18 protein-coding genes and 3 pseudogenes are annotated in these 22,679 nt (G+C 61.0%); 20 read left to right on the top strand and 1 reads right to left on the bottom strand.

Translation table 11 applies throughout. The features are described 5' to 3' along the window. Window positions 1-45: 45 nt before the first annotated feature. The 19 genes and pseudogenes from REH34_RS25695 to REH34_RS25610 form a co-directional block, all read left to right on the top strand. Window positions 46-804 carry an ABC transporter substrate-binding protein gene (locus REH34_RS25695; protein WP_311969645.1) on the top strand — a complete coding sequence of 253 codons (759 nt, stop codon included), beginning with the start codon at window positions 46-48 and terminating at the stop codon, window positions 802-804. Window positions 805-934: 130 nt separating this feature from the next. Continuing rightward, window positions 935-2,278 (top strand): MFS transporter, encoded by a 1,344-nt coding sequence (locus REH34_RS25690; RefSeq protein ID WP_311969644.1) that lies wholly within the window; start codon window positions 935-937, stop codon window positions 2,276-2,278. Next, on the top strand, window positions 2,259-3,188 hold the full coding sequence (locus REH34_RS25685; protein ID WP_311969643.1) for a 2-hydroxyacid dehydrogenase: 930 nt from the start codon (window positions 2,259-2,261) through the stop codon (window positions 3,186-3,188). The genes REH34_RS25690 and REH34_RS25685 overlap by 20 nt, the downstream gene beginning before the upstream one ends. A 317-nt stretch (window positions 3,189-3,505) precedes the next feature. Further along, entirely contained in the window at window positions 3,506-4,243 is a 738-nt protein-coding gene (locus REH34_RS25680) for an FCD domain-containing protein (protein WP_311969642.1), read from the top strand. Beyond that, a complete protein-coding gene (locus REH34_RS25675) occupies window positions 4,240-5,232 on the top strand; it encodes an ABC transporter ATP-binding protein (RefSeq protein WP_311969641.1) in 993 nt (330 codons plus the stop codon). Before REH34_RS25680 ends, REH34_RS25675 begins: the two co-directional genes overlap by 4 nt. Beyond that, complete coding sequence (locus tag REH34_RS25670) at window positions 5,229-6,347, top strand: ABC transporter ATP-binding protein (RefSeq protein ID WP_226506182.1); 1,119 nt, start codon at window positions 5,229-5,231, stop codon at window positions 6,345-6,347. Before REH34_RS25675 ends, REH34_RS25670 begins: the two co-directional genes overlap by 4 nt. After that, entirely contained in the window at window positions 6,344-7,843 is a 1,500-nt protein-coding gene (locus REH34_RS25665) for an ABC transporter substrate-binding protein (RefSeq protein ID WP_311969640.1), read from the top strand. Before REH34_RS25670 ends, REH34_RS25665 begins: the two co-directional genes overlap by 4 nt. 25 nt (window positions 7,844-7,868) lie before the next feature. Continuing rightward, on the top strand, window positions 7,869-8,816 hold the full coding sequence (locus tag REH34_RS25660; protein WP_311969639.1) for an ABC transporter permease: 948 nt from the start codon (window positions 7,869-7,871) through the stop codon (window positions 8,814-8,816). Then, on the top strand, window positions 8,813-9,697 hold the full coding sequence (locus REH34_RS25655) for an ABC transporter permease (RefSeq protein ID WP_226506179.1): 885 nt from the start codon (window positions 8,813-8,815) through the stop codon (window positions 9,695-9,697). The genes REH34_RS25660 and REH34_RS25655 overlap by 4 nt, the downstream gene beginning before the upstream one ends. 51 nt (window positions 9,698-9,748) lie before the next feature. After that, window positions 9,749-11,344, top strand: coding sequence for a gamma-glutamyltransferase family protein (locus REH34_RS25650; protein ID WP_311969638.1), 1,596 nt, complete (start codon window positions 9,749-9,751; stop codon window positions 11,342-11,344). A gap of 350 nt (window positions 11,345-11,694) precedes the next feature. After that, window positions 11,695-12,954, top strand: a complete 1,260-nt coding sequence (gene oxlT, locus REH34_RS25645) for an oxalate/formate MFS antiporter (protein WP_311969637.1) — start codon at window positions 11,695-11,697, stop codon at window positions 12,952-12,954. A gap of 23 nt (window positions 12,955-12,977) precedes the next feature. Then, complete coding sequence (locus REH34_RS25640; RefSeq protein WP_311969636.1) at window positions 12,978-14,567, top strand: gamma-glutamyltransferase family protein; 1,590 nt, start codon at window positions 12,978-12,980, stop codon at window positions 14,565-14,567. A gap of 204 nt (window positions 14,568-14,771) precedes the next feature. Further along, window positions 14,772-15,500 (top strand): annotated as a pseudogene (locus REH34_RS30385) (methyl-accepting chemotaxis protein); the annotation flags it as partial. 165 nt (window positions 15,501-15,665) lie between these two features. Beyond that, window positions 15,666-16,433 (top strand): methyl-accepting chemotaxis protein, encoded by a 768-nt coding sequence (locus REH34_RS30380; RefSeq protein WP_409373352.1) that lies wholly within the window; start codon window positions 15,666-15,668, stop codon window positions 16,431-16,433. Window positions 16,434-16,618: 185 nt separating this feature from the next. Further along, window positions 16,619-17,263 (top strand): annotated as a pseudogene (locus REH34_RS25630) (IS30 family transposase); the annotation flags it as partial. A gap of 1,001 nt (window positions 17,264-18,264) precedes the next feature. Then, a complete protein-coding gene (locus REH34_RS25625) occupies window positions 18,265-18,504 on the top strand; it encodes a hypothetical protein (protein WP_311969634.1) in 240 nt (79 codons plus the stop codon). Between the two features lie 125 nt (window positions 18,505-18,629). Further along, window positions 18,630-19,088, top strand: coding sequence for a hypothetical protein (locus REH34_RS25620; protein ID WP_311969633.1), 459 nt, complete (start codon window positions 18,630-18,632; stop codon window positions 19,086-19,088). A gap of 71 nt (window positions 19,089-19,159) precedes the next feature. Then, entirely contained in the window at window positions 19,160-19,609 is a 450-nt protein-coding gene (locus REH34_RS25615; protein WP_311969632.1) for a hypothetical protein, read from the top strand. A gap of 232 nt (window positions 19,610-19,841) precedes the next feature. Beyond that, window positions 19,842-20,144 (top strand): annotated as a pseudogene (locus REH34_RS25610) (hypothetical protein); the annotation flags it as partial. A 75-nt stretch (window positions 20,145-20,219) separates the two neighbouring features. Here REH34_RS25610 and REH34_RS25605 read toward each other — a convergent pair. Beyond that, on the bottom strand, window positions 20,220-21,113 hold the full coding sequence (locus tag REH34_RS25605) for a LysR family transcriptional regulator (RefSeq protein WP_311969631.1): 894 nt from the start codon (window positions 21,111-21,113) through the stop codon (window positions 20,220-20,222). A gap of 151 nt (window positions 21,114-21,264) precedes the next feature. Between REH34_RS25605 and REH34_RS25600 the strand changes: the two genes are divergently transcribed. Beyond that, a complete protein-coding gene (locus REH34_RS25600; RefSeq protein ID WP_311969630.1) occupies window positions 21,265-22,650 on the top strand; it encodes an MFS transporter in 1,386 nt (461 codons plus the stop codon). The last annotated feature ends 29 nt before the right edge of the window (window positions 22,651-22,679 follow it).

Below are 22,679 nucleotides of genomic sequence, written 5' to 3'. Positions count from 1 at the left end.
ATTCACATCCAGTTTGAACTCCGCACAGCCCATCAGGCAGGACACGTGAAACGGTCGATACCCATTCTAGCGCTGTTGTGCATGTTGCTCGGTATCCCTGGCTCCCCCGCCAGAGCCGATGACTACCAAATCGTTACTGAAGAATGGGCACCTTATAACTATCAGGAGAACGGCCAGCTCACTGGCATGACCACGGAGATCGTGCGAGCCATCATGGCGCTCACCGGGGATCACTTCGAGATTGCCCTGGTGCCCAGTATGCGCACTACCTACCTATTGAATTCCCGCCCGAAAACGATCCTGTACTCACTGTTCCGCACCCCTGAGCGCGAGCCGTTGTACAAATGGGTCGGGCCGATTGTGGAAGAGTCCATCTACCCCTATCAGTTGGCCGATGCGCAGCAGCCGGTCAACACCCTCGAAGAGCTGCATCAAGCCCCACAGATCACCACGCGCAAAGCCGGCCTGATACCGGATCTGCTGCAGGCGCAAGGCTTCAACAACCTCGACAGAAGCGCGAGCGTCAACCAGCAGCTGTACCGCATGCTGCTGGCCAAGCGCACCGACCTCATCGTCGGCGATACCGCAGCGGGCGTGGCGTACAACAGCCGCCAACTGAATATCCCTGCCGGTACCTTGCGTCAGATACCGGTCGAGCTCTACCACTCCTCGCTGTACATCGCCTTCAGCCGCGACGCCGATGACAAGGTGGTCAATGCCTGGTCCAGCGCGCTGGACAGGTTGCGTCACACGGGGGCCTTGGAGCGGATCATGCGAAAGTACGATCACCCGGTCAGGCCGTAGCATCTGGACCCCAACCCATAAAATCCCTAAATATGGGACCGCAAATCATATATTGAGCTATTAACCAATCTCGTCTATGGTGGGCCTACATCCCCGTTGCTTACTCTCATAACAACAATAGAGAGGCCACATGCACCAGCCATCCATGGACTCGGGCCTGCACGCCAGCACCATGAAGCGTCTCAACCTCAAGTTGATCCCCTTCCTGATGTTGCTGTACATGGTCGCCTACATCGACAAATCGAACATCTCCGTCGCCGCCCTGCAGATGAACGCGGAGCTAGGCCTGACCGCGCAGATGTACGGCTTGGGCGTCGGTCTGTTCTTCCTCACCTACATCCTCCTGGAAGTGCCCAGCAGTGTGATTCTGACCAAGGTCGGTGCACGCCGTTGGATTGCGCGCATCATGATTACCTGGGGCATCGTCGCCGCGGGCATGAGCCTGGTGCAGAGCGCCAACCAACTGTATGGCATGCGCCTGCTGCTGGGCGCCGCCGAGGCCGGGTTCACGCCGGGGATCATCTATTACCTGTCGCAGTGGTATCCGCGCAGCGATCGGGCCAAGGCCATGTCGTTCTTCTACATCGGCGCAGCGCTGGCCTCGGTGATCGGCCTGCCGCTGTCGGGCGCGTTTCTGCACCTGGATGGCTACTTCGGGGTCAGCGGCTGGCGCTGGCTGTTCCTGATGGAAGGCCTGCCGGCGGTAGTGCTGGGGATCGTGGTACTGCGCTACCTGCCCGATACCCCGCAAAGCACCCACTGGCTGCAGCCCGAGCAAAAGGACTGGCTGAGCCGCACCATTGCCAGCGAGCAGGCCAAAACACCCATTTCCCATCATGCCGCCTGGCAGACGGCCTTTCGCAGCCGCCAGGTGTGGTTGCTGAGCCTGTTCTGGTTGCTGCAGGCGTTCGGCACCATCGGCATCACGCTGTTCCTGCCCTTGATCGTCAAGTCGGTGTCGGGCCAGGAATCCTTTACCGTCAGCGTGCTGTCGGCAGTGCCCTTCCTGTTCGCTTGCGTGTTCATGTATCTCAACGGCACCCACTCGGATCGCAAGCGTGAGCGTGGCTGGCATCTGTGCGTGCCGCTGGTACTGGCCGGCGTGCTGCTGGCGCTGGCGGTGGCGACCAGTAACCCGTGGCTGGCCTATGGGTTGCTGGTGGTCGCCGTCGGTTTGAACTGGGCGGCGACGCCGGTGTTCTGGGCGACCACCACCGAGTACCTCTCCGGCGCCGCGGCGGCTGCCTCGATTGCGCTGATCAACTCCATCGCCAATATCGCCGGCCTCGGCCTGCCGCCGGTCATGGGCCTGATCAAGGACGTCACCCACAGCTACGACTATGCCCTGCTGCTGGTGGCCACGGCGCTGCTGGCAGGTGGCGTGCTGGGTCTGTATCTGGGCCGTCCACGCCGTGCGGCACCTCCTTTACCCGTCAACCCTTCGCGAGGTTTCGATGAAGCCAAGAGTCCTTAAGATCGCCAAACTGCCGCCCATGCTGGATGAAGCCCTGCACGCCACCTACGAGGTGGTCGAGGCGCACCAGGATGGTACCGGCGTGAACGCAGCGACGGCTGATATTCGCGCGCTGGTCGCCAACGGTGAATCCACGGTCACCCGGCAATTGCTGGAGCAACTGCCGGCCTTGGAGGTCATCGCCGTGCTCGGCGTGGGCTACGACGGCGTCGACGTCGTGGCGGCCCGCGAGCGTGGCATTCAGGTCTCCCACACGCCCGATGTACTGACCGACGACGTCGCCGACTTCGCCATGGCGCTGCTGCTTGGCATCGCCCGCAACACTCGAGTGGCTGACCAGTTCACGCGCTCGGGCGCCTGGGCGAACGGGCCTTTCGCGTTCAGTCGCAAAGTCAGCGGTGCACGCCTGGGCATCATCGGCCTGGGTCGCATCGGCAAGGCCATCGCGCGCCGCGCCCAGGCCTTCGACATGTCGATCGCCTACACCGGACGCCAGCCGCAAGCGGTCGATCACGCTTATTTCAGCACTGCGGTCGAACTGGCTGCGGCGGTAGATTTTCTGGTGGTGGCGGTTGGCGGCGGTGCTGCCAGCTATCACCTGGTGGATGAGCAGGTGCTGCAGGCGCTGGGGCCGCAGGGCTATTTGATCAACGTCGGGCGCGGCAGCGTGGTCGATGAGCAAGCGCTCGCACAGGCGTTGGCCGAGGGTCGGCTGGCGGGGGCGGCGCTGGATGTCTACGAAAACGAGCCGCGCCCGCACCCAGGTTTGCTTGGGCTGGAGAATGTGTTGCTGACCCCGCACATGGCCAGCGCCACCCCCGATACCCGCCGGGCGATGTCCGATCTGGTAATGGCCAATTTGCAGGCCTGGCAGAACAACACCGCACTGCCGACGCCTGTACCTCAGTAACTTCAGAACACAGCGCCTCACAGGCTGACGCCACGCACACTAACGATGCGCCCGCCTCAACATCGCCCATCCGCAACCCAGGGCAGAAAAATTGGTTCGCTTATCGGCGAACCAATTCAAGCAGTACCGCGAACCAAGCCTTGAACCAATACGGCATTGGCCCGCTCCCCTCTCGTTCTTCCGCTGAAGTCTTCCTGAACACCGTCCGCAAGCCCGAACCAATTTTCATTGGCATCGCTATTGCAACCGCCTAACTATCGTCAGCCCCGCCCTGAACGGCAGCGACCGTCCTTTTGAGCTTGTCAGGAGAAACCATCATGGAACGTTTCGACACTGACGCAGCCCACGATAACGCTTCAAAGTTGGCCCTCGACGCGCTGCGGCAGACGGTGGCCCAGCATGCGGCGTTCCCCCAGCGAGCGCTGCCTACCGAGCGAGAATTGGCGGTGCTGTTCGGCGTGAGCCGCCGGGCGATTCGGCGGGCACTGGCGGTGCTCGAAGCCGAAGGGCAGATCTGGCGCCGCCAGGGCAAAGGCACCTTTGTGGGCCCGACGCCGCCCAGCGCGTCCATGAGTTTCGCAAGATTATCGAGCCGGACCAATTTCAGTGAGGTCATGGAAGCGCGGTTGCATCTGGAGCCGGCGCTGGCGTCCCTCGCGGCGGTCCGCGCCAGCGGCGAGCAGATGGCGATACTGCGCCGCCTCACCGAACGCACCACCCGCCAGCAAGGCGCCGAGCAAGTGGACGCCGAGGGCCTGGAGTTGTGGGACAGCGCCCTGCACCGCGGCATTGCCGAGGCGGCGGGCAACCGGTTGATGCTGGATATCTTCGAAATGCTCGACGCCATCCGCCTCGATCCAGCCTGGCGCGACCTGCGCCAGCGCGCGCGCAACACTGATCGCCTGAGCACCTACAGCCACGACCACGATGACATCGTCGACGCCATCGAGCGCCGCGACCCGGTCAAGGCGGCCACGGCCATGCGCGGTCATCTGCGCGCCCTGCAACAGGCACTCGACAACGTCATTCACCAAGACCTCGAGGCGAGTTCATGAATCCGCAAGCCCCGGTATTAAGCGTCGACAACCTCAGCGTGCGTTTCAAGGGCGCGCCGGCCAATGTGGTCGATGGTGTGTCCTTTGCCGTGATGCCCGGCAAGACCCTGGCCATCGTCGGCGAGTCCGGCTGCGGCAAGAGCGTCACCTCCATGGCCCTGATGGGGCTGTTGCCCGATACCGCCACGGTCGGCGCCAACGCCTCCAGCCTGTTGGCCGAACCCTTGCTGGGCATGCCCGCCGAGCGCTTGCTCAACGTGCGCGGCAATCGCATGGCGATGATTTTCCAGGAGCCCATGACGTCGCTGAATCCGGTGTTCACCCTCGGCGACCAGATCGGCGAAAGCGTGATGCGTCATCAAGGCCTATCGCGCAAAGAAGCCCGCCAGCGGGCGCTGCAGATGCTCGAAAAAGTCCGCGTGCCTGACGCCGTGCAGCGCCTGGACGCCTATCCACACGAGTTGTCCGGCGGCATGCGCCAACGGGCGATGATTGCCATGGCGCTGGCCAACGACCCGGCGCTGATCATCGCCGACGAGCCCACCACCGCGCTGGACGTGACCATTCAGGCGCAGATCCTCGCACTGGTGGCCAACCTGCAGGCCGAAACCGGCACCTCAATGATCCTCATCACCCATGACCTGGGCGTGGTCGCCGAAGTGGCCGACGAGGTGCTGGTGATGTACGCCGGGCAGGTGGTAGAGAGCGGCTCGGTCAAGACCCTGTTCGACGACCCACAACACCCGTACACCATCGGGCTGATGGGCTCGATGCCGTCGATCGGCCCTCGCGAAGGGCGCCTGGCAACCATCAACGGCCGTGTGCCGACACCGGTAGAGATGCCCAGCGGTTGCCGCTTTGCCGGGCGTTGCCCGTTCGTTATCGGCGCCTGTCGCCAGGCCCGTCCGCCGTTGGTGGAGGTCTCGCCCGGGCACTTCGCCGCGTGCATTCGCGTGCCGCTGGAACAGCATGTGGGAGTCATTGCATGAAGCCGGAACCTGATCCAGCGTTGCGCCCCGACACTGACAAGCCGATCCTCGAAAGCGTCGCCGTCAGCAAGCACTTCAGCAGTGAAACCGGCCTGCTGCAGCGCAAAAAGCCCCCCGTGCAGGCGGTCAACGAAGTATCGCTGGCCGTGCGCAGGGGCGAGACCCTGGCGCTGGTGGGGGAATCCGGCTCCGGCAAATCGACATTGGGTCGGGTGCTGCTCAACCTGCTCAAACCCACCGCCGGCGACGTGATCTACGAAGGCCGCAACCTGGCCAATCTGGCCCCGGACAAGCTGCGCCAGGTACGTCGCGACTTGCAGATCATCTTCCAGGACCCGTTCGCCTCGCTGAACCCGCGCATGAGCGTTGAAGCCATCGTCGGCGAGCCGATCTGGCTGCACCGCGATGACAGCCGCAGCGCGCGCCAGGACAAGGTCGCCGAACTGCTGCGCACCGTCGGCCTGGCGCCTGAACACGGCAGCCGCTACCCCCATGAGTTTTCCGGCGGCCAGCGCCAGCGCATCGGTATCGCTCGCGCGCTGGCCTCCGAACCGCGGTTGATTCTCGGCGACGAGCCGGTGTCGGCGCTGGACGTTTCGGTCCAGGCGCAAGTGGTCAACCTGCTCGAAGACCTCAAGCATCAGTTCGGCCTGACCTTGGTCATCGTCGCCCACGGCCTCGCGGTGATTCGCCACATGAGCGATCGCGTGGCGGTGATGTACCTGGGCGAAATCGTCGAACTGGCACCCGTCGATGCCCTGTTCGAAACGCCACTGCACCCTTACACCCAAGCGCTGATGGCCGCAGTACCGGTCAGCCACCCCGACCTGCGTCACCCGCGCGCCGTGCTCGGCGGCGACATGCCCAGCCCCAGCAAGCCGCCGTCGGGCTGTCGTTTTCACACCCGCTGCCCGCATGTTCGACCGCTGTGCCGCGAGCTCAAACCGCTGTTCGAAAGCGTCGAGGGCGAGCGTCAGGTCGCCTGCCATTACTGGCGCGAAATCGCCAATGCAGGGGCCGGCTCCTTGATCGTCCCTACACCCAGCGCGGCCTATACCCGACGCCTGGATCTATTCAAAAGCCATCAGGCCTTATCTCTGGAGAGTCAGCAATGAAGTTCGCACAGCTCATGACCGGCACCCTGCTACTGCTCGCTGCCAACGCTGCCTTTGCCGAAACGACGCTGCGCATCGGCATTCAGGATGACCCTGACGTGCTCGACCCGCATCGCTCGCGCACCTACTCCGGCAGGCTGGTCTACACCGCCCTGTGCGACAAGCTGGTGGACATCAACCCGCAGCTCAACTACGTGCCGCAACTGGCCACCGCCTGGCACTGGAGCGAGGACGGCAAGACGCTGACCATGACCCTGCGCGACGGCGTGACCTTCCACGACGGCGAAGTGTTCGACGCGGCCGCCGTGAAGTTCAACCTGGACCGCGCTCGCACCCTGCCCGACTCGCTGCGCAAGAGCGAACTGTCGTCGGTAGAGAGCGTTGAGGTAATCGACGCAAAAACCGTCGCCATCAAGGTCAAGCAACCCGATGCCACGTTGATTTCGCAGCTCTCCGATCGCGCCGGCATGATGCTCGCGCCCAAGGCATCGGCCACCGAGGTCGGCGCCAAGCCGATCTGCTCGGGGCCCTACAAGTTCGTCCAGCGCGTGCAGCAGGATCGCATCGTGCTGGAGCGCTTCGACAACTACTGGAACAAGCAGGCCTACCACTTCGACAAGGTGATTTTCCTGCCGATCCCGGACACCTCGGTGCGCCTGGCCAACCTGCGTTCCGGCGACCTGGACATCATCGAGCGCGTGGCACCCACCGACGTGAAAACCGCCAGGGCCGACAGCAAACTGCAGGTGTTCAACACTCCGGGGCTGGGCTACATGCAGCTGATGTACAACACCAGCAATGGCGAGCGCGCGAAAACCCCGATCGGCCAGGACAAGCGCGTGCGCCAGGCCTTCGAGCTGGCCATCGACCGGGACGCGATCAATCAGGTGGTGTTTGAAGGCTTGTACGCACCCAGTGCCCAGCCTTTCCCGACCAGTAGTCCGTACTACGACAAGAGCCTGCCGATCCCGGCGCGCGACGTGGAGCAAAGCAAAAAACTGCTGGCCGAAGCCGGGGTGAAATTGCCGCTTGAAGTCGAGCTCAAAGTCGCCAACAACCCCATCGCCCAGCAGGTCGGGCAGATCGTTCAGGCCATGGCCGATGAGGCCGGCTTCAAGGTCAATCTGGTCGCCACCGAGTACGCCACGCTGCTCAGCGAGCAACAGGCGGGCAACTTCCAGATCGGCATGACGGCCTGGTCCGGGCGGCCTGATCCGGATGGCAACATCCATCAATTCGTCACCTGCAAGGGCGGGCAGAACGACGGCCATTTCTGCGATCCCAAGCTCGACGATCTGCTCAACAAGGCGCGCACCACCAACGACCAAACCCAGCGCCAGGCGCTGTACGCCGCAGCCCTGCGCTTGATGGCAGTCGATGTGCCGGGCACCTACCTGTATTTCGACCCGCGCATCATTGCCATGAGCAACAAACTGAGCGGCTTCGTGCCAAGCCCGGACGGCTTGATCCGCCTGACCGACGTCGCCTTCAAATGATCTGGGCACCTGCCGAGGAGCGCGCATGCTGACGTTCATCTTCAGACGCCTGCTCAGCGCCATTCCGACGCTGATCCTGGTGTCGCTGTTCGTCTTCACCCTGCAGAAACTGCTGCCGGGTGATCCGGTGCTGGCCATGGCCGGCGAAGAGCGCGACCCTGCGGTGATGGCGTACCTGCGCGATAAATACCGGCTCAACGATCCGGTGCCGCTGCAGTACCTGCACTGGGTCGGCAACGTGCTGCAAGGCGACTTCGGCACCTCGCTGCGCACCGAGCAGCCGGTGACCGTCCTGCTGGCGTCCAAGCTGCCGGTGACCCTGGAACTGGCAGTGCTGGCGTTGCTCATCGCGCTGCTGATCGGCATTCCCACCGGGGTGATCTCTGCGGTGCGCAAAGGCACGGCGGTGGATTACGGCGCGAATATCTTTGCCCTGTCGGGCATCTCGATTCCGCACTTCTGGCTGGGGATTGTGCTGATCATGATCTTCGCCGTGAAGCTGCAATGGCTACCCGCCTCGGGCTTCGTGCCGCTGGGTGAGGACGTTGGGCAGAACCTCAAGACCCTGATTCTGCCGGCCTTCGTGCTCGGCGCCGGGCTGTCCGGGGTGCTGATGCGCCACACCCGCAGCGCCATGCTCGAAGTGCTGCGCGCCGACTATGTGCGCACCGCAAGAGCCAAGGGCTTGTTGCCGCGCACGGTGATCCTCAAGCACGCCCTGCGCAACGCCCTGATGCCGATCGTGACCCTGACCACCCTGCTGTTCGGCGAGCTGCTGGGCGGGGCGGTGCTCACTGAGCAGGTGTTCAGCATTCCGGGGTTCGGCAAGATGATTGTGGACGCCGTGTTCAATCGCGATTACGCGGTGGTGCAAGGCGTGGTGCTGTGCGTCGCCATCGGTTTCCTGCTGCTCAACCTGCTGGCCGATGTGCTCTATCGCCTGATCAATCCACGCTTGAGGACTGCCTCATGAGCTTCGTCGCTGCGACCGATTCAGCCTCGACCGACCTCACCCTCACGCCGCGCAGCCGCTCGCCGTTCGTGCGTAAATTCCTCGCCAACAAAGGCGCGGTCATCGGCTCCGGGGTGCTGTTGCTGTTCATTCTGGCCGCGCTGCTGGCGCCGTGGATCGCGCCGTACGACCCGCTCAAAGCCAACTTCCTGCTGGTGCGCAAAGCGCCGTCGATGTTGCATTGGCTGGGCACCGACGAACTGGGCCGCGATCTGTTTTCGCGCTTGCTGTGGGGTGCGCGCAGCTCGTTGCTGGCGGGCGGTGTGTCGGTGGCGATCGCCATGCTCATCGGCGTGCCCCTGGGGCTGATCGCTGGCTACTTTGGCGGTAAGCTCGACGCGATCATCTCGCGCATCATGGAGGCGCTGCTATCGTGTCCGTTCCTGGTGCTGGCGATTGCCTTGGGAGCCTTTTTAGGCCCAAGCCTGACCAACGCGATGATCGCCATCGGGCTGTCGGCGATGCCGATTTTCTGCCGCCTGACGCGCGGTCAGGTATTAGCGATCCGCCACGAGGATTACCTCGAAGGCGCCCGCGCCATCGGCCTGCCCGACCGCTGGATCATCCTGCGCTATGTACTGCCCAACGTGCTGTCGCCACTGGTGGTGCAAGCGACGCTGACCATCGCGTCGGCTATTCTCGCCGAAGCCAGTTTGTCGTTCCTCGGGCTGGGCCAGCAACCGCCCTCGCCGTCCTGGGGTTCGATGCTCAACACCGCGAAGAATTTCATGGAACAGGCGCCGTGGATGTCGATCGCGCCGGGCGTGGCGATCTACATCACGGTGCTGTGTTTCAACCTGCTGGGCGATGGCCTGCGCGATGCCCTCGACCCGAAAAGCTGATCACGCCTCTAGTATCCATCCTTAAGCATCACTGCCAAAGAGACCGCCTTCATGCACGATGATCTGGACTACAGCCAACCCTACACCTCCGCCCGCTCGCCCGTGATGGGTAGCAACATGGTCGCTTGCTCTCAGCCGCTGGCCGCCCAGGCCGGGCTCGACATGCTGCGCAAAGGCGGCAATGCGGTGGACGCCGCCATCGCCGCCGCCATGGTGCTCACCGTGGTCGAGCCCACTGGTTGCGGCATCGGCAGCGACGCGTTCGCCATCGTCTGGGACGGTAAAAAGCTGCAAGGTCTCAATGCCTCCGGGCGCTCGCCAAAGGCCTGGACGCCGGAGTATTTCGCTGGGCAAACCGAAATGCCGCAACGCGGCTGGGGCGCCGTGACCGTGCCGGGCGCGGTGTCGGCCTGGGTGGCGTTGTCCGAGCGCTACGGCAAGCTGCCGTTCGCCACCCTCGCCGAGCCCGCCATCGGCTATGCCCAAGACGGTTATCAAGTCACGCCGATCATTGCCGAGTTGTGGCGTCGTGGCGCGCATTTGCTCAAGGACCAGCCAGGCTTCTCCGAGTGCTTCCTGCAGGGTGGCAAGGCGCCCAAGGCTGGCGAGAAAATCACCCTCAAGGATCATGCGAAAACCCTGCAGGCCATCGCTGCCAGCAAGGGCGAATCGTTCTACCGTGGCGAGCTGGCGCAGGCCATCATTGCGCATGCCAATGCCAACGGCAGTGTCATGAGCCTGGAAGACCTGGCCACCCACAGCGTCGACTGGATCGACACCCTGTCGGTACCCTATGCCGGCGCCGTGGTTCACGAACTGCCGCCCAACGGCCAGGGCATCGCGACTTTGTCGGGCTTGACCCTGCTCGAGGCTTTAGGCGTGGGCGAGCATCCGGTAGACAGCGTCGAGACCGTGCACCCGGTGCTGGAGGCGATGAAGCTGGCGCTGGCCGATCTCGACGAGCATGTCGCGGACGAAAGCCACATGCGCCTGCGCTCGGCGCAATTGCTCGACCCGGCCTACTTGATGGACCGCGCGTCGCTGGTCGGCGACCAGGCGGCCAATCCGGGCCACGGCTCGCCAAAAGCGGGCGGCACGGTGTACCTGTCGGCGGCCGACGAGAGCGGCATGATGATCTCGTTCATCCAGTCCAACTACATGGGCTTCGGCTCGGGCGTGGTGGTGCCGGGCACCGGTATCAGCCTGCAGAACCGCGGCGCGGGCTTTACCCTCGATCCCGATCACGTCAACACCGTGGCCCCCGGCAAACGGCCGTTCCACACCATCATCCCGGGCTTCGTGATGAACGCCGACGGCACGCCGCTGATGTCTTTCGGCTTGATGGGTGGGCCAATGCAGGCACAAGGGCACTTGCAGATGATGATGCGCATCCTGCGCTACAAGCAAAACCCGCAAGCCGCCGCCGACGCACCGCGCTGGCGCCTGGAGGCCGGCTTGAAAGTGGCCGTCGAGCGCTCTTTCGACCCGCAGGTCGTGGCGGCGCTCAAGGCCAAGGGGCACGACATCGAGGTCGAGGACCCCAGCGGCGTGTTCGCCTTTGGTGGCGCGCAGATCATTCAGCGCACTGCCCACGGCTATGTGGGCGGGACCGATCCACGCAAGGATGGATTGGTGGCGGCGTACTGAGGTAAGGCTGCCCCTGCTCAGGGGGCAGCCACCTGAGGCGCATGCCCGGGCACCGTCCGGGTGCACCCTGCACCATTAGTGGCACCGAGCGCACTGCGGCGAGCTGCATCGTGTCCGTTTGACGATACATAATGGGCGACTGGCGACAGACTGCGTATTGCCAAAGGCGTAGATTAATTCCCTGTTAATTATATAGTTCTATTCGTTATATTTTGCTCTAAGGCAAAAGCTTAGTGTGTGGGCGACTTTTGGATGGCCCTGATCTTTATATCTTTAAATTTAATTAAATAACGTTAATGGCACACCCCTTGCTCAGGTTGGTTACATCGATAACCGTCTGAGTCGAGCCCATGAAAAGCGCACCTGCAAGCCTCGAAACATCCGTCCCCAAAGTTCTTGGCGCGCGCTGGCAACAGTTGATCGCGGGCCTAATCTGCATGATGGCTATTTCTAGTCCGCAATATGTATGGACACTCTTCACCGGTCCCCTGAGCGCCAAACTCGGTGGCTCGCTGGCACAGATTCAGGTCACCTTTTCGCTATTGATCATCCTGCAAACGTTCTTCTCGCCCGTGCAGGGTTATCTGGTCGATCGCTTCGGCATCAAGCAGTTAATCGCCACCGGCTGCGGGCTCTCCGGGCTCAGTTGGATACTCGCCAGCCAGGCCTCGTCCCTGACCGAGCTGTATCTGAGCTACGGCGTGGTGGGCGGTCTGGGTACCGGCATCGTCTATGTCGGCATCGTCGGCCTGATGGTGCGCTGGTTCCCGGATCGCCGCGGGCTGGCCGCCGGAGCCGTGGCCGCGGGCTACGGCATGGGGGCCATGGTCACCACCTTTCCGATCAGCAACGCGCTGGCCAGTGTCGGCATGGAAACCACCCTGTTGATCTTCGGTGCCGCGCTGGGGCTGGTGGGGCTGCTGGCTTCGCAGTTTCTGCGCCAGCCGCCCGAGCAGTACGCAGCGGCACAAGTGCAGGTGGGCAAGAGCGTCGTCGACGTACCGCCCAAACAGATGCTCAAGACGCCGCTGTTCTGGCTGATGTTCATCATGTTCACGATGATGTCCACGTCAGGCCTGATGGTCACTTCACAAATGGCCAGCTTCGCCAAAGACTTCGGCATGACCCAGGTCATGGTATTCGGAATGAACGCCCTGCCGCTGGCCCTGACCATCGACCGCATCTGCAACGGCCTCACGCGGCCGCTGTTTGGCTGGATCTCGGACCACTGGGGCCGGGAGAACACCATGGCGCTGGCCTTTTGCTTCGAAGGCATCGCGATGACGCTGTGGTTGTCGACCAGCGACAACCCGGTGCTGTTCGTGCTGCTATCGGGGGTGGTATTCCTGGGCTGGGGTGAAATCTTCTCGCTGTTTCCATCGACCCTCACGGACACCTTCGGCACCCGGCACGCGACCACCATCCTGTACATGGCTCAAGGCATCGGCTCGATTTTCGGCGGCCCGGTCGCGGCACTGCTGCACCAATACACCGAGAGCTGGATCCCGGTCTTCGCCGTGGCCATCAGCTTCGACCTGATCACCGCAGCGCTGGCATTTTTCGTCCTCAAGCGCCTGCGTGCCAGTTGGCTGGCCAAGCACGCCCTTTAAACTGCCCCACGAGGATTGCAACGATGTTGAACACCACACTCGCCGCCCGCGGCATCGCTGTCGCTCCCCACAGCCTTGCGGCGCAGTCGGCATTGGCCGTCCTGCGCGACGGCGGCAACGCGATCGAAGCCATGGTCGCGGCGGCAGCGACCATCGCCGTGGTCTACCCGCACATGAACAGCCTGGGGGGCGACGGCTTCTGGCTGATCATGCCGGCCCACGGCGAGCCGGTGGCAATCGATGCGAGCGGCCCGGCCGGGAGCCTGGCGACACTTGAGCGCTATGCTGGCATGAGCCGCATCCCCACCCGCGGCGTCGATGCGGCGCTGACCGTCGCCGGCACGGTGGGCGGCTGGCAACTGGCACTGGAGCTGTCCCGCCAGTGGGGTGGGCAAACAGCGCTGCCACGGCTGCTCGAAGACGCCATTCATTACGCCAGCGCGGGGATCCCCACCACCCCTTCGCAGCACGCGGCGACCACCAGCAAACTGGCCGAGCTGCACGCTATCCCCGGCTTTGCCGAGACCTTTTTGCACGATGACCAGCCGCCGCAAGCGGGCAGCCTGTTCCAGCAACCTCGCCTGGCTGCCACTCTGCGCACCCTGGCCGAGGAAGGCCTGGACGGTTTCTACCGCGGCCGCTTGGGAGACTCCATCGCCCGTGACCTGGCCGCGCTGGGCTCGCCCGTCACCCGCGCAGACCTGGCCAACTATCGCGCTACCCAAGTGCGCCCGCTGCAACTGGCCCACAGCGCCGGCACCGTGTACAACCTCACGCCACCCAGCCAGGGGCTGGTCTCGCAGTTGATTCTGGGGATCGCTGACCACGCTGGGCTGGGCCAACACACGGCCGATTCGGCCGAGCATATCCATATTCTGGTCGAGGCCACCAAGCTCGCCTTCGCGGTGCGCGATGCGCATATCACCGACCCCACGCACATGACCATCGACCCGCAAGCCTGCTTGACCGAGGAATACCTCAAGGCCCTGGCGGCGCGTATCGACCTGCACCACGCCGAGCCCTGGGGCCAGGGCAAAGGCCCGGGCGACACCATCTGGATGGGCGTTATCGACAACGACGGCATGGCCGTGTCGTTTATCCAGAGCATCTACCACGAGTTCGGCAGCGGCGTGGTACTGCCCGCGTCCGGCCTCAACTGGCAGAACCGCGGCGCCTCGTTCAGCCTCGACCCCGAGCACGTGCTGACACTGCTGCCCGGCAAAAAACCCTTTCACACCCTCAACCCCGCCGCGGCCCGCCTGCACGATGGCCGCGCCCTGGTGTACGGGACCATGGGCGGCGATGGCCAGCCGCAAACCCAGGCAGCGGTGTTCAGCCGCTATGCGGTGTTCGGTCAGCCTTTGCAGCAGGCGGTGACTGCACCCCGCTGGCTGCTGGGGCGCACGTGGGGCGAAAGTACCGACAGCTTGAAAGTCGAATCGCGCATACCCGCCGAGGTGTTGGAGCAACTGCGCCAACTGGGCCACGATGTAGAGGTGCTGGACGCGTTTACCGAAACCATGGGCCATGCCGGCGCTGCGGTGCGCTTGGGCAATGGCACATACGAGGGGGCGTTCGATCCTCGCAGCAATGGCGCTGCTGCGGGGTATTGAGGGACCGCCTCAAGAACGCGCGAGCACAGTCATGGAGGCGCTCATTCATCGATGAGCGCCTTTTTTGTGATCGCACCAACCACCCGGCTGGGTTGATGATTGGCGCTTAAAGAATCTTCCAGCGGAGCCGACTCAAGCAGTAGCAGCCCTGTTTCTGAGCTGCGTTGTGCACAGTCAGGGATACGACGAGCAAGCACCTTTCGGATGCATTCCGAGCACCGTACGCCCCCTGATGAGAGTCCCCACATGTTCAAATCCCTGAGACTGCAGATTCTGGCACTGCTCGGCGGCAGCCTGGTACTGGTGCTGCTGATCGCGCTGGCGTGCTTCCAATTTCTGTCCAGCAACGTTCACGCCTATCGCGGGCTGCTGGACGGCCCTCTGCACGCTTCGCAACTGGTCGATCAGGCCAATTTGCAATTCAAGATTCAGGTGCAGGAATGGAAAAACGTGCTGCTGCGTGGCAAACAGCCTGCGGATCGCGACAAGTTCTGGGGCCAATTCGAAGATCAGGAGCGCCAGGTTCAGGACACCCTGGGCCGTTTGAGCGCCATGAGCGATTTGGATGCGGCGACCCGCGCCCAGGTCGACAAGTTGCGTGAAGAGCACCGCGCACTGGGGGTGGCGTATCGCAAAGGGCGCGACGCATTCGTGGCCGCCGGCGGCGATCCGGTAGCCGGCGACCAAGCAGTCAAGGGTGTCGATCGCCCTGCCAGCGATCAAATGAGCGAGCTGGTGATCAGCCTGCGCACGTTGAGCGATGAGCGATCGCAAACCATCAGCGCTGCCGCCGACAGGACCATCCTCATCGGTACGCTGGTGATGCTCGCCTCTGCCCTGCTGGTGGGGCTGCTGACGCTGTGGGTGGTCAACCGCAACATCGTCGGGCCGATCACCATGCTCATCGAATACGTCGCGCAATTGAGTCAAGGGCGCTTCAGCGATCGGGTCGCGGTCACGCGTCAGGATGAACTGGGCCGACTGGCGATTGCGGCCAACACGCTGCGCGACTTTCTGGCCGACACGTTCACCCGCCTCAAACGCAGCACCACCGACCTGGACAGCGCCGGCGGTGAGCTGAAGGCCATCGCGGCATTGATGGCCCAGGGCACCCACGAGCAGTTCGAGCGTACCGATCAGGTCGCCACTGCGATGATCGAGATGTCTGCCACCGCCCAGGAAGTGGCGCGCCATGCCGCTCAGGCAGCGCATGCCGCCGATGAAGCCGACCAGAGTTCTCAGGAAGGCGGCCGGGTCATGAGTGCCACCGTAAAGGCGATCAACCAGATGCGCGTCGAGATCAGCAATACGGCCGATGTCATTCGTCGCCTGGAAAGCGACAGCGGCCGGATCGGCAAGGTGCTGGAAGTGATTCGCAGCATCGCCGATCAGACCAACCTGCTGGCCCTCAACGCGGCGATCGAAGCTGCACGCGCTGGGGATGCGGGTCGCGGTTTTGCAGTGGTGGCCGATGAGGTCCGCACCCTGGCTCAGCGCACGGCCTCTTCGACGGCAGAAATCAACCAGATCATCAACTCGGTGCAAACCGGGGCCATCGATGCCGCACACGCCATCGAAAGTGGTCAGGCACGCAGTCAGGAAAGTGTCGATCAAGTCGCCTTGGCGGGCTCTTCGCTGGCTCGCATTACCACGGCGGTGGAAGCCATCCGTGACATGAATCGGCAGATCGCGACGGCGGCGGAAGAGCAGACTTCGGTGGCCGACGATATCTCGCGCAATCTTACGGAAATCACCGCGATTGCCACCACCAACCAAAGCAATGTGCTGCGCACCCAGAGTGCGAGCGAGAACCTGCATACGTTGTCAGTGGGGCTCAATGACGTGATCGCGCGGCTGGAGGCCTGAGACACCCCAGCCGGCCATCGATGACCCCATCGAAGGTCATCCGCTTCACTGGCAATAAACGGCATCAGGACGCGGCGGTGGATTCTTCACCGCCCGGCCAGTCCTTGACTGGAATATCCTCCAGGGTGCCGTCCTTTACACCGTCGATGCCGTAACGCTCGATCCCGTCGCCCAGCACCTGAGCGAAAACGATCTATCGAACTCTCTATATTCAGGCCCGCAGGCTCTCAAGAAGGAGCTTTTGGCGCACCTGAGGCGTTCCCGAGCTATGCGTAGATCGAGGCATCACACGCAAAAAACGAATAATCACGGCAAGATAATCGACACCGTTTCGATCAGTGAGCGTCCCGATCGCAGACCGGGCGGTGCTTGGGCATTGGGAAGGTGATCTGCTGTTTGGTAGCATGAACAGCCGGATCGCAACGCTAGTTGAACAGCAAACGCGCTACGTTATGCTGATTGAAGTCGCCAGCAAAGACACGGTCTCAGTCGTAGGCGCGATGATCGAAAATGCCCGTCTGCTCCCTCACGAACTCTATAAAACATTGACTTGGGACAGAGGGAAAGAGATGGCGGCAGATGCTCTTTTTACGCTGGCCACAGATATCCAGGTGTACATCTGCGACCCTCAAAACCCTTGGCAACGAGGGACCAATGAGAATACCAATGGCCTGCTGAGACAGTATTTTCCGAAAGGCATCGATATCTCAATCTACTCTCAGGAGCGGCTCAACGAAGTAGCCCGGATGCTGAATCAACGTCCACGAAAGACACTAAACTATGAGACGCCAGCTCAGAGATTCAGCCAATGTGTTGCGTGCACCGGTTGAATCCACAGTTGAGAGTCGCCACTAAATGCCGCCTACGATCGGCTCGTTCAGCCAACAAAATTACCAAGTCCAGCGCTAACGCCATTGATAAGATACAGCGTTCACGAGTTGCCGCCGCGCCTGCTTGGGAAACCATGGGAAATCTGACTTGAGGCGAGCGTCTGCGACTAAGCGACTAGCTTCAAGGTCGTTGCTCATCCGCCAGCTTGGTACTCGATTGCTGCAATCCATATGGTGTACAACATCTCACGCGCATCAGGATCCAGATAGGGGGATGCTGACAAGACCTCATAAAAAAGCGCCAAGGCTGTTCCCAACTCTCGAATTTTTTCATTTCCAAGACCCATGTTCGGTGCACTCCCATGGCAATAATTTTAGTTCGATTGCAACCCAAAGAGGAACGGGATAAGTGAGTTTAGATCTATACCTTGAAGCTGATAATGCGCTCACAACCTCGACGCTTGGGCAAGCCTAAAAAATGCGGGGGCGTCGGAAGTCAACATGCTGGACGGTGGTCTGGAAGCTGCTTTTATCTCGGGCCTCAAATTGACTGCCGATGGAGTAACCACAGACTCTATGATTTACGCTGAGGATACGAAGGGAATGGACTTCCGCGTCGCTACTCGCTGTTTCATTAGAATCAAAGGCCCTGAACCGGAAGGGCACTCGACCATGGACGATCTAGGCAAAATTGCCTAATCCATTGCTGAGACGTGTTTACCCCTTTTCCTGATAACCTTCCAGTTCGAGGAAACCTTGTATTGGCGGGACTTCACCGGCCTACATCGCATTTGATACGATAATCTCCACTTAAAAATTTCTGGGGGGCTGACAATCTGCTACGGGTCGTTCGCTGCCACCTTCAACCGGCAATTCTTGACCCATAACGGATCGCCGAGTCGTTCTAAAGCAGCCAAAGGGGGGCTTGGACTTGGCGTTTGCTCTACCAGGCCTATAAGCTGCAATCTTCAATCCCGATTACCCTCCCCAAGAGGCAACCTTTGTCTACAGATCCGCTATGTCTCGTTTTTATTCCGCCGCTGGTATGCCTGCTTAAAGCGGCGGAGGATCGCAAAGGCACACCACTTAGCGAGGTTGAGGTGCTTGAGATTCGAGATCATGCAACCGCGACAGCAGTGCCTTTCAGTGCCGCTTTTGCATTGGAGAAAGAACGGGGTTACAGAGACATCGTTCCGGAAGAGTGCTGGAAGGAATGGCAGCGGATACGTTCATTCCTCTGAGTAACCTTGGGCTACGCCATAGCACTGGGAGCCAAGAGACTGGCTATTGAGAGGCCTTTTTCGATGGGCAGCAATCGGCCAGAAGTCTTCGAAAATAAGGTAGTGCGGTGAAGAGAAAAATCAGAATGACAGCACTTCTGATCAGTAACGCAGCAACCCAGCTTGGGGCTGGGATGTTTGAGCCTGATCGAATGACCCGAATTGCTGATTGCCATTCGATCATCGACGTACTTAGCCACATCAAGCACAGTGGGCCGGAGTGGGCGCACCGTAGCGTCTACATATACTTTCCCACCCCATCAAATGCTTGGGTTCTGGTGTACCCGCTTCAGAATGCCAGTGCCCCATACTTTGATTTCATGTACACCCGCAAAGAGCCGCCTCAGGAAGCGCTGTCCGCACTGGTAGGGAAGTATCCACAGTGCTCCGTCATCGACTGGTCACCCGGACGATTGGCCTGCATCGAAGCTCATGAAACTGATGTTGAGACGCTCGCTGAAATTATCCGGGATCTCGCTGAAGTTGCTTGGGATGAGCACATCACGTTCGTCGATGCTTCGTACGAGGAAATGGGCAAAGCCTGATCTTCCCAAACGTGTTCGCAACGGCGTTTTACGTCACAATATCAGCCAAAATGTTAAGCGATGGAGCCACAATGCGTATAGTGCAAGATACCCGTTCAGACGAAATCCTCAGGCTTGAGCATCTCTTGTACGGATTCAATTATGCCGTCTGGATAAACACCTATGGACCTTTTGGCCTAAGCAAAACACTTGAGGCGCAGCTGTTCCATGCCGTTGGCAATGACGTAATCATTGGTAGCAAGTCTTGCGTAACGGCAAGCGAAGCTCGCAGGGAGATCACAGAGCACATGCTGCATTTGGGTGATGGTGGTTATGGTCCAATAGATCTAGCGGAGAAACGCTCAGAAATTCTCATCCTGTTAGAGACGCTATTCGCCTATGTGAACATTGACCAAGCCAGCGCCATCACTTCATTTTGGCTAACAAAAGGCCATCCTGCGTATCCAGTGTTTTGGGAATTCTCGTTCGATATTACTGCCCATGGTAAACGATGGATTCTGATGGGTAGCAGCAGCGACTAGACTAAAGGGGCCTGGCTTTTCAAACACCGTTTTAGCCAAGTTCAACCTGCTACCAATGGCTGCTATTGGTCGATTGCTGCCTATCACCACCGGCTGCAACCCGTCAGAAGCAACCAGTCGACAACCTGGCTTATTGTCTGACAGAGTAACGTCTCCCCGGACAGCATTTGCAAAGGATGCATGCGATGGAATGCCAGCCCACACTCTTCACTAGCCGCCTGATCCTCTCTTCCTCGTGGCAGGGGGAGTTGCCCTTCTCTGTTCAGTCGTGGGTGGCGCGTGCTGGAATCAGGCGAGCCGACTTCTGCCGCTGGCGCTCAGCGGGCAGGTGCTTGTGATCGAGACGCTGGCGGCGCTGGTGTTTGGTTTTCTATGGGAACAGCGGTTACCCGATACCTATGAAATGGCGCCCATCGCACTCCTGGTAACAGGGGTTGTCTGGTGTTTGAGTTGCCATCGTCGTCCACAGCACTCTCAAGCTGCTCAGCTCATGTACCGAGTCTGGACGCGAGCTTCACCGGCAGCAATCGGCTGAAGCGGACGCTGGCGTCACTTCCTTCAGGCTGTGAAATGCGGACTGCTGCTGTCGCCCTTGCCAGATCCACGAGACTCACTCGAGATAACGCAAAGTCTCAACCAGCAGAGTGAAGGCTGAGGATGCATTACGACGACTAGGGTAATAGAGGTGATAGCCCGGGAATGGCTCGCACCAATCCTCCATAACCCGAACCAGCCGCCCGGCGTCGAGATCCGCAAGCACCTGATCTTCTGGAAGATAGGCAAGACCTAATCCATCCAGGGCTGAGTTCAGACGAAGGCTGATGTTGTTGAATACGAGTTGTCCTTCAACGCGCACGTTGAATTCATGGCCATCTTTGTCGAGTGACCAAGGAGGAATGCCGCCATACGTTGGCAACCGGATCCCGATGCAATTGTGCGTCGTAAGGTCCTGGGGTGTTCGCGGGACCCCGTAACGAGAAAAGTATTCTGGGGCGCCGACAATGGCCATGCGTAGATCGGGGCCGATACGTACCGCAATCATGTCCTTGGCCACTTGGTTGCCCATTCGCACTCCCGCGTCAAAGCCCTGAGCCACGATATCGGTGAGCCCATAGTCGACGATGATCTCCACCCGAAGGTCTGGGTTATCTGGCACAAGCTTGCGTAGCGCTGGCTGAAGAACCGAAATGGCCGGGTGTTCGCCCGCATTGATGCGGATGGTCCCTGACGGCTTGTCGCGCAGCAGACTCAGGGAGGCGAGTTCCTGAGCAATCTCCTCGAAACGCGGCGCAAGGGTGTCGAACAAGCGCGTCCCCGCCTCAGTTGGCGCTACGCTTCGGGTCGTGCGGGTGAGCAGCCGCAGTCCGAGTCTCTCTTCAAGCCCCCTCACCGTCTGACTCAGTGCCGACTGCGAAACACTCAGCTTCGCCGCAGCTCGGGTAAAGCTGCGCTCTCGGGCGACCATGACGAACGCCGCCAACTCGTTGTAATTTTCGTTCGCCATTGATTAGCCTGACTTATAAGAGCATTCGGATTATGGCATCTTATCGCACTCGGGAACCGAGCTTATAGTGGTCTGAACTCCTTCACCGGACTTCGGAAATACCATGAGCTTGTACTCAAGCCCTCCCCAGGCCACTCACAGGGGCGCCATCTTGGCGATCATCCTGATCAGCTATGTGATGATCGTGCTCGACATATCCGTGGTGCTGACCGGCCTTCCCAAGATTCATCAACAGTTGGGTTTCAGCGAAGCCAATCTCGCGTGGGTACAGAGCGCTTACACCTTGACGTTCGGTGGTTTTATGCTGCTGGGCGCCCGTGCCGGGGACATTCTGGGACGCCGACGGATGTTCGTCTCTGGCCTTGCGGTGTTCGTCGTAGCTTCGCTGGCCATCGCCGCTTCCCACTCAGCTATATGGATGCTGTCATGGCGTGCAATTCAAGGCATTGGCGCAGCCGTACTTGCGCCATCGACCCTCGCGCTGTTGCAGATCCATTTCGCTGAAGGTCACGAACGTAACCGAGCGGTTTCCTACTACGCCGCAGCCGCAGGCGCGTCAGCGACCGTGGGCTTGATCGTAGGTGGCGTACTGGCGCAGTGGGTGTCCTGGCGCGCAGGTTTCTACATCAATTTTCCGGTGGGTATCGGCCTGATCGTTGCGGCCTACCGCTACATTGACGAGACGCCAAAACATACCGGCAAATTCGATCTGCTGGGCGCGATTACTTCCACCTTGGGTATAGGTGGACTGGTATTCGGTTTCATCCGCTCAGCCCAGAATGGATGGTGGGATCTGGCAACCATCGTTTCTTTGATTGGAGCAGCCATCCTGCTCGGCTTGTTCGTGATGATAGAGCGCCGGGCGGTCAAGCCGATTCTGCCGCTTCATTTGTTTTCCAGCAGGATCAGGTCAGGCGCCTACGCCACTCGCGTTCTGTACCTGGGCGCGATGGTTGGTTTTTTCTTTTTCTCCACGCTCTACCTGCAAGAGGTCAAGGGCTATGGGCCAGCGGCCAGTGGCCTTGCCTTCATACCCGCCACCATTTTGCATGTGCCGTTTGCCATTGCCGTGCCGAGCCTGCTCAGGTATGTCAGCGCCAACCGTTTGATGGTTGTCGGGATCATATTCGGCATCCTGGGCATGGCCTGGCTCAGCTTGGCGTCGAGCGGGTCGCCTTACATCACCGCTGTCGCACTTCCCATGCTTTTAATCGGTATCAGCCAAGGATTGACCCTGAGTCCGCTGACTTCGGCGGGTGTCGCAGGCGTCAAGCATGAACATGCTGGAGCCGCGTCAGGGGCAGTGAACGTGGCACACCAATTAGGCAGCTCGGTGGGCTTGAGTGTGCTGGTTGCGGTAGCGGGCACAGCGAGCGCCGGACTGTTGGGCAATGCGCTGTCGATCGCCCGCATACACGCCGCGTTCCATACGGGAACCGTGATGCTGGTAGTGGCGCTGGCAGTCGTACTCACAACCATCGCTCGCCCCGTGCCGGTACAGGCTATCAACACAGCGGACGCCACTGACGCGGCGTGAATTATGCAAAACAAACACTGAGTCGGAGG

The sequence above is a fragment of the Pseudomonas baltica genome, assembly GCF_031880315.1.
In the GTDB taxonomy this organism is placed as follows: domain Bacteria; phylum Pseudomonadota; class Gammaproteobacteria; order Pseudomonadales; family Pseudomonadaceae; genus Aquipseudomonas.
This window is presented reverse-complemented; position numbering and strand designations above follow the sequence as displayed.

Bases quoted from the DNA above. Each gene is read 5' to 3' on its own strand.
- REH34_RS25690 (WP_311969644.1), top strand. From the start codon at position 935: ATGCACCAGCCATCCATGGACTCGGGCCTGCACGCCAGCACCATGAAG.
- REH34_RS25685 (WP_311969643.1), top strand. From the start codon at position 2,259: ATGAAGCCAAGAGTCCTTAAGATCGCCAAACTGCCGCCCATGCTGGAT.
- REH34_RS25680 (WP_311969642.1), top strand. From the start codon at position 3,506: ATGGAACGTTTCGACACTGACGCAGCCCACGATAACGCTTCAAAGTTG.
- REH34_RS25675 (WP_311969641.1), top strand. From the start codon at position 4,240: ATGAATCCGCAAGCCCCGGTATTAAGCGTCGACAACCTCAGCGTGCGT.
- REH34_RS25670 (WP_226506182.1), top strand. From the start codon at position 5,229: ATGAAGCCGGAACCTGATCCAGCGTTGCGCCCCGACACTGACAAGCCG.
- REH34_RS25665 (WP_311969640.1), top strand. From the start codon at position 6,344: ATGAAGTTCGCACAGCTCATGACCGGCACCCTGCTACTGCTCGCTGCC.
- REH34_RS25660 (WP_311969639.1), top strand. From the start codon at position 7,869: ATGCTGACGTTCATCTTCAGACGCCTGCTCAGCGCCATTCCGACGCTG.
- REH34_RS25655 (WP_226506179.1), top strand. From the start codon at position 8,813: ATGAGCTTCGTCGCTGCGACCGATTCAGCCTCGACCGACCTCACCCTC.
- REH34_RS25650 (WP_311969638.1), top strand. From the start codon at position 9,749: ATGCACGATGATCTGGACTACAGCCAACCCTACACCTCCGCCCGCTCG.
- oxlT (WP_311969637.1), top strand. From the start codon at position 11,695: ATGAAAAGCGCACCTGCAAGCCTCGAAACATCCGTCCCCAAAGTTCTT.
- REH34_RS25640 (WP_311969636.1), top strand. From the start codon at position 12,978: ATGTTGAACACCACACTCGCCGCCCGCGGCATCGCTGTCGCTCCCCAC.
- REH34_RS30380 (WP_409373352.1), top strand. From the start codon at position 15,666: ATGGCCCAGGGCACCCACGAGCAGTTCGAGCGTACCGATCAGGTCGCC.
- REH34_RS25620 (WP_311969633.1), top strand. From the start codon at position 18,630: ATGACAGCACTTCTGATCAGTAACGCAGCAACCCAGCTTGGGGCTGGG.
- REH34_RS25615 (WP_311969632.1), top strand. From the start codon at position 19,160: ATGCGTATAGTGCAAGATACCCGTTCAGACGAAATCCTCAGGCTTGAG.
- REH34_RS25605 (WP_311969631.1), bottom strand. From the start codon at position 21,113: ATGGCGAACGAAAATTACAACGAGTTGGCGGCGTTCGTCATGGTCGCC.